General features: G+C 50.6%; 13 protein-coding genes. 6 read left to right on the top strand and 7 right to left on the bottom strand.

What is annotated here, in order from left to right; translation table 11 throughout:
• The first annotated feature begins 113 nt into the window (after positions 1-113).
• The 4 genes from KVT34_RS13455 to KVT34_RS13440 all read left to right on the top strand — a co-directional run bounded on the left by KVT34_RS13455 (position 114) and on the right by KVT34_RS13440 (position 3,989).
• Positions 114-1,076: an NADP-dependent oxidoreductase gene (locus tag KVT34_RS13455; RefSeq protein ID WP_217559203.1), complete on the top strand. Its 963-nt coding sequence runs from the start codon at positions 114-116 to the stop codon at positions 1,074-1,076.
• A 32-nt stretch (positions 1,077-1,108) separates the two neighbouring features.
• Entirely contained in the window at positions 1,109-1,972 is an 864-nt protein-coding gene (locus KVT34_RS13450) for an SDR family NAD(P)-dependent oxidoreductase (protein ID WP_217559202.1), read from the top strand.
• A 143-nt stretch (positions 1,973-2,115) separates the two neighbouring features.
• Positions 2,116-3,144 (top strand): helix-turn-helix transcriptional regulator, encoded by a 1,029-nt coding sequence (locus KVT34_RS13445; protein WP_217559201.1) that lies wholly within the window; start codon positions 2,116-2,118, stop codon positions 3,142-3,144.
• A 50-nt stretch (positions 3,145-3,194) separates the two neighbouring features.
• Positions 3,195-3,989 (top strand): SDR family NAD(P)-dependent oxidoreductase, encoded by a 795-nt coding sequence (locus KVT34_RS13440; RefSeq protein WP_217559200.1) that lies wholly within the window; start codon positions 3,195-3,197, stop codon positions 3,987-3,989.
• 36 nt (positions 3,990-4,025) lie between these two features.
• Here the strand turns inward: KVT34_RS13440 and KVT34_RS13435 are convergent, their stop codons facing one another.
• The 6 genes from KVT34_RS13435 to KVT34_RS13410 form a co-directional block, all read right to left on the bottom strand.
• Entirely contained in the window at positions 4,026-5,360 is a 1,335-nt protein-coding gene (locus KVT34_RS13435; RefSeq protein ID WP_217559199.1) for an ISL3 family transposase, read from the bottom strand.
• Positions 5,361-5,379: 19 nt separating this feature from the next.
• Positions 5,380-6,561 (bottom strand): MFS transporter, encoded by a 1,182-nt coding sequence (locus KVT34_RS13430; protein ID WP_217559198.1) that lies wholly within the window; start codon positions 6,559-6,561, stop codon positions 5,380-5,382.
• Positions 6,562-6,633: 72 nt separating this feature from the next.
• The gene (locus KVT34_RS13425) at positions 6,634-6,924 is read right to left on the bottom strand and encodes an ArsR/SmtB family transcription factor (RefSeq protein ID WP_039273287.1); all 291 of its coding nucleotides are present in this window, start codon (positions 6,922-6,924) and stop codon (positions 6,634-6,636) included.
• A gap of 615 nt (positions 6,925-7,539) precedes the next feature.
• Positions 7,540-8,262: a DUF6483 family protein gene (locus tag KVT34_RS13420; RefSeq protein ID WP_217559197.1), complete on the bottom strand. Its 723-nt coding sequence runs from the start codon at positions 8,260-8,262 to the stop codon at positions 7,540-7,542.
• Positions 8,263-8,326: 64 nt separating this feature from the next.
• Entirely contained in the window at positions 8,327-9,316 is a 990-nt protein-coding gene (locus KVT34_RS13415; protein ID WP_217559196.1) for a YpdA family putative bacillithiol disulfide reductase, read from the bottom strand.
• 255 nt (positions 9,317-9,571) lie between these two features.
• A complete protein-coding gene (locus tag KVT34_RS13410; protein ID WP_217559195.1) occupies positions 9,572-11,026 on the bottom strand; it encodes a SulP family inorganic anion transporter in 1,455 nt (484 codons plus the stop codon).
• Between the two features lie 341 nt (positions 11,027-11,367).
• Between KVT34_RS13410 and KVT34_RS13405 the strand changes: the two genes are divergently transcribed.
• A complete protein-coding gene (locus KVT34_RS13405) occupies positions 11,368-12,597 on the top strand; it encodes an aminopeptidase (protein ID WP_217559194.1) in 1,230 nt (409 codons plus the stop codon).
• Positions 12,598-12,678: 81 nt separating this feature from the next.
• On the opposite strand, the gene KVT34_RS13400 is transcribed toward KVT34_RS13405, so the two are convergent.
• Positions 12,679-12,852 carry a hypothetical protein gene (locus KVT34_RS13400; protein WP_164977147.1) on the bottom strand — a complete coding sequence of 58 codons (174 nt, stop codon included), beginning with the start codon at positions 12,850-12,852 and terminating at the stop codon, positions 12,679-12,681.
• 206 nt (positions 12,853-13,058) lie between these two features.
• Here KVT34_RS13400 and KVT34_RS13395 point away from each other — a divergent pair, with 206 nt between their 5' ends.
• Complete coding sequence (locus KVT34_RS13395; protein WP_217559193.1) at positions 13,059-13,334, top strand: HesB/YadR/YfhF family protein; 276 nt, start codon at positions 13,059-13,061, stop codon at positions 13,332-13,334.
• Positions 13,335-13,444: the final 110 nt, after the last annotated feature.

Below are 13,444 nucleotides of genomic sequence, written 5' to 3'. Positions count from 1 at the left end.
CCCCTGCCCTCTAGTGAACCTTATAGTTTAGGATTTCGCTGCTTTTTCTTTAAAGACCGTTTGATTTCACGGAGAACATGATTCTATCAGAGCAAAATGGAGGGAACATCGAAATGGAGAATACCATGCGGACAATCCGGTTTCACGTCTATGGCGAACCAACCGACGTCTTGCGCTTGGAGGAGGTGGCGATCCCAGAACCAGCTCCGGGACGCATTCGCGTAAGTGTACGCGCTTGCGGCTTAAATCCGGTTGACTGGGGGATGTGCCGAGGACACTTTGCCGGTCAACTGCCCTTGCCTCGCGGGATTGGACTGGACGTGTCAGGGATTGTAGACGCGATCGGAGAGGGCGTAACCGATGTCGCCATCGGCGATGCTGTTCTGGGTGCAGCCGATTTCATGGATGGTTCGAGCGCCGGTGCGTCCGACCAAGCGATCATGTACTACTGGTTCCGCATCCCGGCCGGACTCGACTTTGTACACGCTGCAGCACTGCCAATGGCGGTCGAAACCGCCTACCGAGGCATTGATACTCTTGGGGTGAAATCGGGTCAGACCGTGCTCGTGCACGGAGCCGGCACCACGGTAGGGTTCGCCGCCGTTCAAATAGCTCTCATGCGCGGTGCCCGCGTGATCGCAACCGCTGGTCCCACCTACGCCGACAAGCTCCGCTCAATGGGGGCGTTGGTGACCTCGTACGGTGATGGAATGGTCGAACGAGTGACCGAACTGGCAAAGCAACCGGTTGATCTTGCCCTGGATACGGCGCCAATCAGCGGTTCATTGAAAGATCTGGTCCAAATCGTCAACGGGCATCCCCAGCATGTCCTAACCGTCAGCGATTTCGCCGCAGCCGCTGAACTTGGCGTTCGCACCAGCTATGGAGAACTACATACCGCACGTTATGACATTGTCGGCGACTTTGCCGGGTACGCAGCGGACGGCAAGTTCACGATTCCGGTCGCGAAGACTTTCGAACTCGACGAATGGCGTTCAGCTGTCGAAATCAGCCAGAGCGGAGGTGCCCATGGCAAACTGATCCTCCTGCCCACTCCGACTGATGAGCACATATAACCGATGAAATTCTGAATGAAGGAGGACATGCATTGAGTAAGAACCAACGAGAACATATTGCACTGATTACAGGCGCAAGTAACGGGATCGGGTTGGCATTGACCCGGAAAATGCTGTCGGAGAACTGGCAGGTGGTTACTTTGAACCGGTCGGGTTTTCCGGCGGAGGATAGATTCCTCCAAAATCATCTCAAGGACGGACGCCTCCGAGCTTATAAAGTGAAGGATCTCACCGATTATGGCAGCTTGAGACATGCTTTGGAAGAAATAAAAAGCAAGGAACAGCAGATCGATATTTTGTTTAACAATGCCGGAGGAGGCTTAAGTGAGCTGCGTTATTCGAAACAAGGCCGCGAATTGCATTATGAATTGTTGACGGTCGTTCCTTTTATTATTCTGATGGAATTGAAGGAGTTGCTCAATAACGGCCGCTTACAAACGGTGATTAACACTTCGTCGCAGGTGTTTAGATTTACGAAGGAGTTTTCGATCGAAAATTTGGAGCGTCCCAAAACTTTCCGCAAAATGTATGGACCCTATGCGACATCAAAGCTGGCTCTTTCGTTGTGGACCCAAGCCGTCGCACCGCAGCTTGCCAAGGAAGGCATCAAGATCCGCAGCGTTGACCCGGGCATAAACAACACGCTAAGAAAAGGAAAAGATTCCGGACTGACCGCAGGGTTTGAACTGTTTATGAAGTTTTTTTCCTCTCCGCCTACTCATGGAGCCAACCTATTATATGAGGGAGCTCTGGGCAAAAACAGCAATGAGACCGGCGTTTTTCTGTTCAAAGATCGGATTGCGGACTTGAAATTTACAGAACATGCGCAGCGTGTGCTGGAAAAAGTCTCCGATATATATAGCCATGAATTTCTTGGCGGGAGTGTTCAACGATAACGCAGAAAAATATATCATGAGGCCACCGCAAATGAATTAACCGGGTGGTCTGCCCCCTCCTGGATAGGCTATAATCAGAAGAATCAATGGTCCACGGTTCGTGGATGATTGCAATTTGACTTTGTCCTTGGAGGTCGACAGCCATGAACGCTCCTTCCGCAGACCGCATCAAGATCGCGCGAGGTTTCTGGACTAGCTTGAGGGGGATAGGGATAGAACCCATTGATGTAGCGCGCCAAGCACGTCTACCGCTAACCGTCATCACCGAACCGGTAGTCACGACCGCACAATATTATTCGATCTGGCAAGCTTATTCCGAACTAGTCGGGGACATCGCTACAGGAATCGTCAAGCTTGCGACCGCGTACGAGACAGCACAGTATCCGCCGGAGGCTTTGGCGACCTTTCACGCTTGCGACTACCGGGACGCGCTGAACCGAATGGCGCGCTATAAGCAAATGTGTCCTCCGGAAAACTTGAAGATTCAGGAAGAAGACGAGCAATACTCGATTGAATTGGAATGGCAGCATGCCGAACTACCCGGACCGCCGGTACTTGTCGGCATTACGCTCGCCTATCTGCTTGAGCTCGGGCGTCGGGGAACCGGTCATCATCTGAAGGCATATTCCGTCGAATTCATAAACCCCATGGGCGACGTTGAAGCTCTTGAAAGTTATTTCGGTTGTCGCGTTCGGACGGGGACGGGACGCAATCGGCTCATACTGAATCGCGAAGATCTGGACCGCCCCTTCACGTCGTACAACGAAGAACTTCTCGAGATTCTGACTCCCTCCTTGGATCGTACGCTGGAAGAACGACAGAGCCAGCTCACTATGAGCGCTAAGGTGCAGTGGCTCCTGTCTCGGTGTCTAACTCGAGGGAGAATCGACATCCAAACCGTAGCCTCCGAGTTTGGGATGAGCGAGCGCACCTTGCAGCGAAGGCTGACGGAAGAAGGCGGAAGCTTTAAACAGTTGCTGGCGAAAACGAGGCGGGAGATGGCCGTTGCTTACTTGGCAAACCCTGCGCTGGAGATCAAAGAGGTCGCTTTTCTCGTTGGCTACGAGGACCAAAATTCGTTTTATCGCGCGTTTCGCCTATGGACAGGGGAGACTCCTGCCAATTGGCGTGTCACGCAAGAGAATTGGCGTTCCGTGCTAGTTACCGAATAGACGAAACGATGTATCATGATCCCTATCCTAGACACAAGGAGTGCAGGCAGATGGATATGGGATTAAAGAATAAGACAGCTTTAGTAACGGGATCAACTAGAGGCATAGGAAAAGCGATTGCCTTTGAACTTGCCAGGGAAGGCGTTCATGTTCTCATAAATGGTCGTAACAACGATGACGTAGAGCGTACGGTAGCTGAGATCCAAGCGGCATTCCCGGAAACGGAACCTCGAAATGCAACCGCCGATCTCGTCGATTCGCGGCAAAGAGAAGCTTTATTCTCGAGTTTCCCCCACGTCGATATCCTCGTCAACAGCATGGGCATCTATGAGATAATGTCCTATGACAACGTAGACGATGCTGTATGGGAGAAGTACTTCCGCACGAACTTTCTCGCCGCCAACGCCTTAAGCAAGTTTTATTTGCCTTCCATGCTGAGACGCGAATACGGCCGTATTATCTTCATCGCGAGTGAGGAGGCCCTCATGCCTTCCGGACAGATGCCTCAATACGGTGTGACCAAATCCATGCTGTTGTCATTGTCCAAGAGCTTGTCCAAGCTGACCCGCGGCGCCGAAGTTACAGTGAACACGATCCTGCCGGGACCGACCCTCTCCGAGAACGTGCTGGAGATCATCGAGAGCATTTATTCGAACGAAGAGATGACCTACGAGGCTAAAGAGAAAGACTTTATGACGAAAAACCTGCCTCAATCCGAAATCCAACGGTTTATCAGACCAGTGGAGATTGGCCGATTGACTGCTTTCATTTGCAGCCCGATGGCCTCCGCCTTCAAAGGATCCCCGATCCGAATAGATGGGGGAATGGTACCGACTATCTTTTAATATTGGGAGTATTCGGATTTTATTGTGGAGAAGGGCTTATAGCTGGCCCTTCTCCAATTTCTCGATCAAGGTGGAAAAATCGATTCCCAGCAAGATTATTTCTTCTGGCTCACGAACAACTCCAATAGGTGGCCTATTAAACATCGGGAAGTTTTCCCCCCGTAGATCGTAGCTATCAAACCGCCTCTGGTACTTAGGCTTACGCTGCTTTTTAAGTCCCTCTGTAAAGAGTATTTTGGCTCGTAGGGCTTCAAAAGAGTATCCCCTGCCTAAACGATTAATGACTCGAATAAGGGTGTTTAGAGACTCCGTATAAGCGTTTGTAATGCGATGGTCGAAGTAGGCGAATATTTCCTCTTCCCAGTTCTTCATAGCCTTTGTAAGTGGTTCAAAAGCGGATTGCAGTTCAGTTGGTATTTTAGCTTTCCATTCGTTGTATTTAAGGAATGCCGTCTGTCTGCTATCACATTCCCAAATATCGAAATATGATTCCTTTAAGTCATAAGCAGTGCCGAGAGAAGGATGATTCTTTGTCCAATGGTCAAGCGTAATTTTATCCATCTCTGTAAGCGCTATATGGCGTTTTAGGAGGATAAGACGGTCGTGCATCAGCCCGCGGCGTTCTTTTGGCGATAATCCTTCTCGGAGCTGCTTACGAATGGTTTCTAGCGCTTGGTTTGCCATACGGACAACGTGAAACTTATCGACGATGATAAGAGCTTTTGGCAATATAGCCCTCACGGCGTCCTTATACGGTTGCCACATATCCATTGTGACATAGCGTATTTGTCCTCTATTTGGAAGGCGTGAGAGGTAGCCTACAACGGTTTCCTTGTTACGATTGGGCAAAACATCTAACAAAGTACGTTCCTCAATGTTGGTTAAAACGCATCTTGGCTTAATAATGTGTATTTCGTCAATCCCAAGCCAATTAGGAGTTTCAAATCGATGCGTTTCTTTAAGACGATTGATGTAATCACGAAAGATGTTACGTATCGTTTTTTCATGCAATCCAACATCCTCGGATATGCTGACAAACGTGCGTTTAAGGCTTTGCTTCTCTATATAAGACAATAATCGTTTGGTACAGTTTCGCTTTTCGTCTATGGTGTGGTCTAAGTGTTCCCAAAAGGTTCGATTGCAGTCTCTACAGCGATACCTCTGACGCTTTATAAGAAGGCCTACACGCTTGCCGTGAATAGGCAAGTCCATACAGATCTGTTCCCTGATATCGTGTTTGTAGAGGTTGGCTATACATCCACAATGAGGGCAAGCCAAAGGTGGAGAGTTCGTCACCACTTGTATTAGAAAATCAAATTCATTCTCACTAATACTTAGGATGTTGAATTTTGAAAGATTTAGAATATCCATATGAATTTCTTCTATGCATTTATGATGCAAACTCCTTCTTTGTTTTCGCGTGACTGGTCAAAATACCGCTGAATATGAAAGATAACAACGAACCGGCAAAGCATATAGCCGCAAACATGCCTACGGCGGAAAAACCGTTAAAAGTCGCGTAAATCAGGCCTGCGACCCAAGAACCGAGCGTTGTCGCAGCGTACATGATTGAATTGGCCAAGCTGGAGATCGTGCCGCGGATGGTTGGATTTAATGAATTCAGCATTCCCAATATTAGGGGAAAAGCGATCCCCATATTAACGAATATGAAAAAGTAAACACTTTCGAAAGCCGCAACTGATGGCAAGTGAGGCAAAACAATAAAACATGCGATAGAGACAAGAAAGCCCACAACCAGCGTATTGAAACGGTTTAACGTTTTGATCACATAGGCACCGCCGAAGCTCCCGACTATATTCCCGAGACCAAGAAAAAACATCACGTACCCCGCTTGATCAATTGAAAGGTAAAAGCGATCCGTCACCCATTTTCCAATGAAAGAAAAGGCAGCAAAGAATCCACATTGAAATAAGAAATGAGCGAGGAAAGCCTTTCTCGCCATTCGGCTATTCAATAGTGGGATGTATCTACTGAAAATCGGAGTCTTGGTTTTTTGGCCTTGATTCGGTTTCATTTCGGGCAAAGCATAGAAGATGAATACGGCTACCAGTAATGCACATGCACCGATTGTAAAAAAAGGATAATACCAATGGGTTGAGGCAAGCAGACTTCCAATAGGGATGCCGAACGCTTGGGAAGCAGCCAAGCCTGCCATGACGATTCCTGATACTTTGACGATTTTTGACGTTGGAAACAGAGTAGGGATCGAGGCCCAGACTTGAGGCGCCGTAAATGCTGCGCTGACTCCGGCTAAAAAACGGAAGAAGAACATCGACCAAAAACCTGTGGCAAAGCCGCATAACATGGTTGAAACCGAGAAGCAGATCATGCCGGAAAGCATTACTTTTTTGCGATCCCATCCATCGGAAAGCGGTCCAGCAATCAGTGCAAAAATGGCATAACCTAAAGCATAAGACCCCACCATCCAACCAGAATATTCGGTCGGGATATGAAACAAGTCCTGAAGAGTGGGGATGAGCGGAGAAATCAAAAACGTATCCGTACCAATAACAAACATGATGAGGAAAAATAAAGCAGTTAATTTGATCATTCTATTCACCCTTTGTAGTTAGTTCTATAGTTCAAATATTATTGAACTAATGAAGAAAAAAAGAATTTCTTTCTACAACGTATCCAGAAATCCGGGTAAGTAAGTTTGAAATGTCTCCAAATCGATGCTCATATACTTCGCTTGAGCTTCTTTTCGTACCTTGATCAATTTCGCCTCCTTTAAAGTACGCAAGTGATACGAAGTATTCGATTTCGTTGTATCGCGAATGTGTCCTACTTCTCCACAATTCATCTCCTTCTTGCTGGCGTATAGAGCTCGTATGATGTCCAATCTTGTTTCATCAGCTAACGCCTTAAATATTTTGACTCTGAGCTCGTCATTTATTATTTTTTGAGTAGTCATAAAACCATTGTACTAAGATATCGCTACAAATCAAGTCTTTAGAAAAATACCACCATATTCTCCGATTTTTAAGTGAAATGTTTTGATTTTGTCTCCACCATACAATCTGAATACCCTTAATTTTTTGCGTGCTGATCAGAAAAAGAGAGTGAGCTCCCTCGCAGGAATTGGGCCGGCGGGGGAGCTCGCTGTCTTTCTCTAGAGCTTTATTTGGATTCAATTCGACCAATTGAATGGGTCGTCTCAGTGGATTAATTTCACTTCCATTACTGGGGAATGGGGAAATAACTAGAAAACTATCTCCGTATTCTCTGTCAATCCCCATGTCATGAGAAAGATTTTCTTCTGTGATTTCCCCACTAAACTGTTCTTGGTCTTTGTTCTTGGTCTTGCAACTCTTTAAACTCTAGTACCGAATTGATTTCGGACTGTCGTGCTACAAACTGTTGCAGTTTCTGCTCCTCTTCAAACGGTTTGCCGATCTCTTTCAGTGCTGCTTCAAGGTATCTTTTCGGCTTTGCTCAATATCGCGGAGCATTGTTGGAATTTTGGCGATCAGGTTCTCCAACCATGCTGCCGCCGAGGGAGAGCAGAGCGAACGAAAAAGGTAGCCGGTCAGCCCGCGCTCTCCGCCCCCGAAGGGGCGGTGCCTGTCCCTCCAGCCGACAGCCGGGGCCAGGCGGCCTGCCACTCGCGGAGGCCCGCTTCGACTTCGTCGCGGGGAAGCTTGCCCGCCTGCAGCTTCTCGTCGCTGCAAGCGAGCAGCCGCCTGTAGAAGGCAAGGCCCCGCTCGGGAAGCTCTTCGTCTTCCGAAGAATCTCTGCCTTTCAGCTCATAGAGGAGGTTTTCCGCTTCGTCATAGCTTCCCGCAGCGCAGCAGTACTCCATGAGCTTGTACAGGACAGCGGCGGGTTGGCGGTACGCTTTCAGCCGGTGGTTCAAGTAGGCGATCTCCGCGTGAAGGGACACGTCGTCCGATTTCGCGCCCAGCTCTGCCGCCGTCAAATAAAAATACAGCGCATTGACCCTGCGCTGGTACGCCTCGCGCTCCCCGGACATTTCTTCGTAAATGTCCGCTTCCTCGCGGAGCAGCTTGCCGGCCGCCAGAAGCTTCTCGCCGCTCAGCGAGGCTCCCGTCATCATCATGCGGAGGGCGTCCTCCTCCGGGACGGAGCCGAGCAGCTTGGACGGCGGAAGCTGCATCCGGCCGTACAGCTCGCCGAGCTCGGCCAGAGCTTCCGCATGCTTCTTCTCTTTGCGAAGCTTGGAGATGCGGGTTGCAATCGCTTCGGCCATTTGCGTGATCATCGTCAATAAGTAATCCTTCCGTTCGAACAAGCGGATTCCTCCTTATCGCGGCGGCGCGTGCCACCGGGCAGCGGCAGCGGCAGCCGGGCAGAATTTAGCTGGATAAATCGGTGTGCCCCTTCGAGGCGATATGCCGCGCGATCGCCACGCCATGTTTGCGGCCCGTCTCGATGAAAATCTCGTTGGCGTTGTGGCCCGAGGCGATAACGCCGGCGACATACAGACCCGGCACGTTAGATTCCATCGTCTCGGGATCATAGAGCGGCTTCAGATGCTCGCCCTGAAGCTCCACGCCCGATTCGATCATCAAGGTCCGGTCGGGCCGGAAGCCGGTGAGCGCCAGGACGAAATCGTTATCGAGCACGGCTTGCGACCCGTTCGTGTCGACGGTTACCGTCAGATCGTCGATTCGGACGACACGGGAAGCGTACAGCATGCGGATATGGCCTTTGGCAACCATACTCTCGAAAATCGGTCTCACCCAAGGCTTGATGGACGGGGACATCTGCTCCTGCCGGTACACGACCGTAACTTCTGCGCCGACGCGCATCAGATCAAGGGCCGCGTCGATAGCCGAGTTGTTGCCGCCGATAATGGCGACCTTCATATTCGTATAAGGGTGGGCCTCCCGGTAATAATGGGTTACTTTGGGCAGCTCCTCGCCGGGGATTCCAAGCAGGTTCGGCGTATCGAAATAGCCGGTAGAAATCACCACATGCTTCGCCTCGGTTTCGATTTGCCGACCGCCGCGGTTCACGGACGTGACGACAAAATGGCCGTCCTTCTTACGGATGGAAGTGACTTCTTCGTAGCTCCGGATGTTCAAATCGAAATGTCGGGCAACGTTCCGGTAATAAAAAAGAGCTTCCTGGCGACTGGGCTTGTCGCTCGGCGTCGTAAACGGGATATCGCCGATTTCCAGCAGGTCCGGCGTGCTGAAAAACTGGAGATGGGTCGGGTACAAATAAATGGAATTTACAATGCAGTGCTTCTCGATCACGAGCGCGGGGATGCCCGCTTTCTTCAATTCGACGGCAGCCGAGATTCCGCAAGGGCCGGCTCCGACAATGATGACTTCTTCCATAAGATGGTGGCCTCCTTCCGTCACGGATGAAGACAGGCGTAAATATTCCTACTTGCGTCTGACAGTAAGCAGCGACGGTTTTTATTCCATAGTAACGCAATCGGAGATAAAAAAACAACCTGCCGGGTTGGCGCAATTAATCCCGGATTCCTCTTCCGTATGTAAGTGAGAACCGGTAGATGCCAGCAACCGGAGGTTATGCCTCTCGTGCATACAACAAAAAGCGCATCCCGGTTAAAACCGGAATGCGCTTCTTTAACCGTGTCCGCCCGGGGTTGCAAGACCGACCCGATCTACAAGCCGTCGGCTCTCTTCGTTGAGACCCGTGATAGACACCTTTTTATGAAGAAGATCGTATTTCAGCATCACTTTGGAAATAGCCGTGACGGCCGAATGATCCCAAATGTGGGAATGGGAGAAGTCGATCGTGATCCGCTCGGGATCGTTCAAGTAGTCGAACTGCTCGATGAAATGCGTCATCGTACCGAAAAACATTTGGCCGGATACCGTGTACGTCTTGGTTCCGTCCGAACTTACCTTGGCCGTCGCGCGGATCTTAGCCATTTTCCAGGCGAAAACGACGGCGCTGATCAGAACGCCCGCGAACACTCCCTTGGACAGGTCGTGAGTCGCTACAACGATGGCGACCGTAACGATCATAACAAACGCGTCGGACAGCGGAATTTTCGTCAAGCGGGGGATGGACTTCCAGTCGAACGTTCCGATGGAGACCATAATCATCACACCGACGAGAGCCGCCATCGGAATTTTTTCGACGACGGGACCGAGCACCAGGATCAGGAACAGCAGGAACAGACCCGCAACCAGCGTGGACAACCGGGTCCGCCCGCCGGATTTGATATTGATGACGGATTGGCCGATCATGGCGCAGCCCGCCATCCCGCCGAAGAAGCCCGTCACGATATTGGCTGCGCCTTGACCGCGGATTTCCCGGTTTTTATCACTTGGCGTGTCGGTCATTTCATCTAAGATCGTAGCCGTGAGCAGCGATTCGAGAATCCCTACGAAAGCGAGAGACAGGGAATACGGGAAAATAATGTTCAAGGTATCCCATGTAAACAGGACTTGCGACACATGGAACAAAGGTAGCGAGCTTGTGATCCGGCCCATGTCGCCGACCGTATTGACCCCAATGCCGAAAGAAATGGTGACAATCGAAACAAGAATAATAGCCGCAAGTGCGGACGGCATCACCTTCGTAAATCTCGGCAGGATATAAATTATGGCAAGGGTTAGGCCGACGAGGGCATACATGACCCAGCCTTGACCGACAAAATGAGTGAGCTGTGCCGTGAAAATAAGGATCGCCAAAGCGTTCACGAAACCGGTCATAACCGGCTGGGGCACAAAGCGGACAAGTTTGCCGAGCTTAAGCAGGCCGAGAATATATTGCAGGATTCCGGTCAGAACCGTCGCGGCGAACAAATACTCCAGACCGTATTGTTTGACAAGTGGAGCCATGACCAGCGCCATTGCACCCGTAGCCGCCGAAATCATGCCGGGTCTGCCGCCGAAGATTGAAATGACGAACGCCATCGTGAACGAGGCGTAAAGCCCGACCATGGGATCGACTCCGGCGATAATCGAGAATGCGATCGCTTCCGGAATAAGCGCCAGCGCTACCGTAATCCCGGATAATATATCGCTGCGCGGATTGGAAAACCACGTTCTATTCAGTTGTCTAAGCAAGTTGAAAATCCTCCTCTTATAATGGGGTCAGTTGGTTAATAAGGTGACGTTCCACTCTCAGGAAAGTCGGGGCCGATGATCACTAAAAGACATTATAACGAAGAGAGAGGAGCGTTTCATTTCATTAGAAGCCGATAATAGCAATTTAATGACTCATTTTCTACTGTTTTCTCTCTTTTCCTTAAAAATAAGGACTACTTATAAGAGACTTATATGCGGGCAGCGGAAAGTGGAGAAATTCAAAAAGACTTTACTCAAATGGAGCGGACTTTCTTTTTTGAAGGCAGAGGAGTAGAGTAAAAGGGTGCATCAGTAATCTTTTACATAGGGGGTTGTCATTCATGACATCATTCCAGAAACAGCTGGAGAAGTATGCCGAACTGGTCGTAAAAGTTGGCGTTAACATTCAACCGGGACAGATTCTGTACATTGAATCGCCGATCGAAAGTGTGGAGTTTACGCGTCATGTCGTAAGAAAAGCTTACGAAGCGGGAGCCAAATTCGTCGAGGTGAACTGGAGCGACGAGCAGACGACACGCATCCGGTACGAATCCGCGCCAGACGAGTCGTTTGATTTCTATCCGGAGTGGACGGCGAGAATGATGGAACAGCTTGCCGAAGGCAACGGAGCCCTGCTGAACATCAAGGTACCCGATCCGGAGCTGTTCAAAGGCATTGATACGGGCAAGATTTCGCGTGCAGGCAAAGCGGCCTCGATCGCAAGACAACGCTTCCAGGGTTATGTCCGCAACCATAAGTTTAGCTGGTGTCTCGTCAAAGCGCCGACTAAAGCGTGGGCGGATAAAGTTTTCGCCGACCTGCCCGAGGACGAACGCGTTTCCGTCATGTGGGAAACGATTTTTAAAATGAACCGTGTCGATAAAGACGATCCGGTCGCCGCCTGGAAAGAGCACATTGCGCAGTTGTCCGAGACGCATGAGCGGCTGACCGGCAAGAAGTACCGCCGTCTGCACTATAAAGCGCCGGGAACGGACCTATCGGTGGAGCTGCCCGAAGGCCACTTATGGCTCGGCGGCGGGGGAGAAAACGAGCAGGGCGATTATTTCGTCGCCAACATGCCGACCGAAGAAGTGTTCACCATGCCCAAGCGCGACGGAGTCAACGGTACCGTATCGAGCACGATGCCGCTGAATCTAGGCGGCCGTCTGGTCGATAAGTTCAAGCTCACGTTCAAGGATGGAATCGTAGTGGATTACTCCGCCGAAGTCGGACAGGAGCATCTCAAATCCCTGTTCGATACCGACGAGGGGGCGAAACGTCTCGGGGAAGTAGCGCTGGTGCCGCACGATTCGCCGATTTCGAATCTCAACCGGATTTTCTACAATACCGGTATCGACGAGAATGCGTCCTGCCACTTTGCGGTCGGAAGCGCCTACCCGTTCACCCTGGAGAACGGGACCAAGATGAGCCAGGAGGAACTTCTGGCGAGAGGAGCCAACGTGAGCCTGACGCACGTCGACTTTATGGTCGGCTCCGCCGATCTCGACATCGACGGTGAACTCGCGGACGGGACTATCGAGCCGATCTTCCGCAAAGGCAACTGGGTCTAAGGAGTTATTCCAAGCAAAAAGCGCCGGGATTCAAAAATCCCCGGCGTTTTTTGCTTTTCCTGCCGTACAGGGTTCGCGTACTTACAAATTGCGGCTGTTCTCGTCCTGATGAGTGCCGCTGATCTTGTTGCGTGTATTCCATTCCTCCGCCTGAGGCTCGATGTCCTGCTTGCGGTCCACCTTACGCTCCTGCTCGGGAGAATTGTGATCGGGATTTTTTTCGTTGCGCACTTCTTGTCCTTTGGGCTGTTCCATGTTTATTCCCTCCTAAACGTGTGGGTTACCTATACATACCCGTCCTATAGCCGGGGAAAACAAGCGGCACTTGCGCCACACGGTCTTGTACGGTTTATAATAAGGAGGAAGGCGGGCCGTAACCGGGTCCGAAACGGAAACATGTACATAGCCGGACTCATCGTGAACACGGGATTCAGATAGTCATCAGAAGGAGGGGCTTGAGTATGCAAATCAAGATCACGGAAGCCGCGTCGGATCTTTTCAGGAAAGACTGGGGGTTTGGCGACGGAGATCATGTGCGCATTTTTGTGCGTTACAGCGGCGGGGGCGAGGATGCCTTTTCATTCGGGATCATTAAAGATACTCCGCATTATCCGGCCGTGACGGCAGAAGCCGGCGGCATCACCTTTTTTATGGAAGAGAAAGACGTCTGGTATCTGGACGGCAAAGATCTCCGCGTAGACGGCATCGCCGAAGAAATCGTGCTAAAGCGGCAGTGAAAACGGCTTTGAGTTAAAAACTTTGATTTAGCGAAAAAACACGCCAAAAAGCTCCGTACAAGCTGCTGCGAGCAGCCTGTACGGAGCTTTTGTGTGTAAATCGACGCATG

The sequence above is a fragment of the Paenibacillus sp. GbtcB18 genome, assembly GCF_019091125.1.
In the GTDB taxonomy this organism is placed as follows: domain Bacteria; phylum Bacillota; class Bacilli; order Paenibacillales; family NBRC-103111; genus Paenibacillus_F; species Paenibacillus_F chitinolyticus.
Note: the sequence above shows the minus strand (reverse complement) of the source record. Positions and strands in the feature narration are given on the sequence as shown.

Bases quoted from the DNA above. Each gene is read 5' to 3' on its own strand.
- KVT34_RS13455 (WP_217559203.1), top strand. From the start codon at position 114: ATGGAGAATACCATGCGGACAATCCGGTTTCACGTCTATGGCGAACCA.
- KVT34_RS13405 (WP_217559194.1), top strand. From the start codon at position 11,368: ATGACATCATTCCAGAAACAGCTGGAGAAGTATGCCGAACTGGTCGTA.
- KVT34_RS13400 (WP_164977147.1), bottom strand. From the start codon at position 12,852: ATGGAACAGCCCAAAGGACAAGAAGTGCGCAACGAAAAAAATCCCGAT.
- KVT34_RS13440 (WP_217559200.1), top strand. From the start codon at position 3,195: ATGGATATGGGATTAAAGAATAAGACAGCTTTAGTAACGGGATCAACT.
- KVT34_RS13395 (WP_217559193.1), top strand. From the start codon at position 13,059: ATGCAAATCAAGATCACGGAAGCCGCGTCGGATCTTTTCAGGAAAGAC.
- KVT34_RS13425 (WP_039273287.1), bottom strand. From the start codon at position 6,924: ATGACTACTCAAAAAATAATAAATGACGAGCTCAGAGTCAAAATATTT.
- KVT34_RS13445 (WP_217559201.1), top strand. From the start codon at position 2,116: ATGAACGCTCCTTCCGCAGACCGCATCAAGATCGCGCGAGGTTTCTGG.
- KVT34_RS13415 (WP_217559196.1), bottom strand. From the start codon at position 9,316: ATGGAAGAAGTCATCATTGTCGGAGCCGGCCCTTGCGGAATCTCGGCT.
- KVT34_RS13435 (WP_217559199.1), bottom strand. From the start codon at position 5,360: ATGGATATTCTAAATCTTTCAAAATTCAACATCCTAAGTATTAGTGAG.
- KVT34_RS13430 (WP_217559198.1), bottom strand. From the start codon at position 6,561: ATGATCAAATTAACTGCTTTATTTTTCCTCATCATGTTTGTTATTGGT.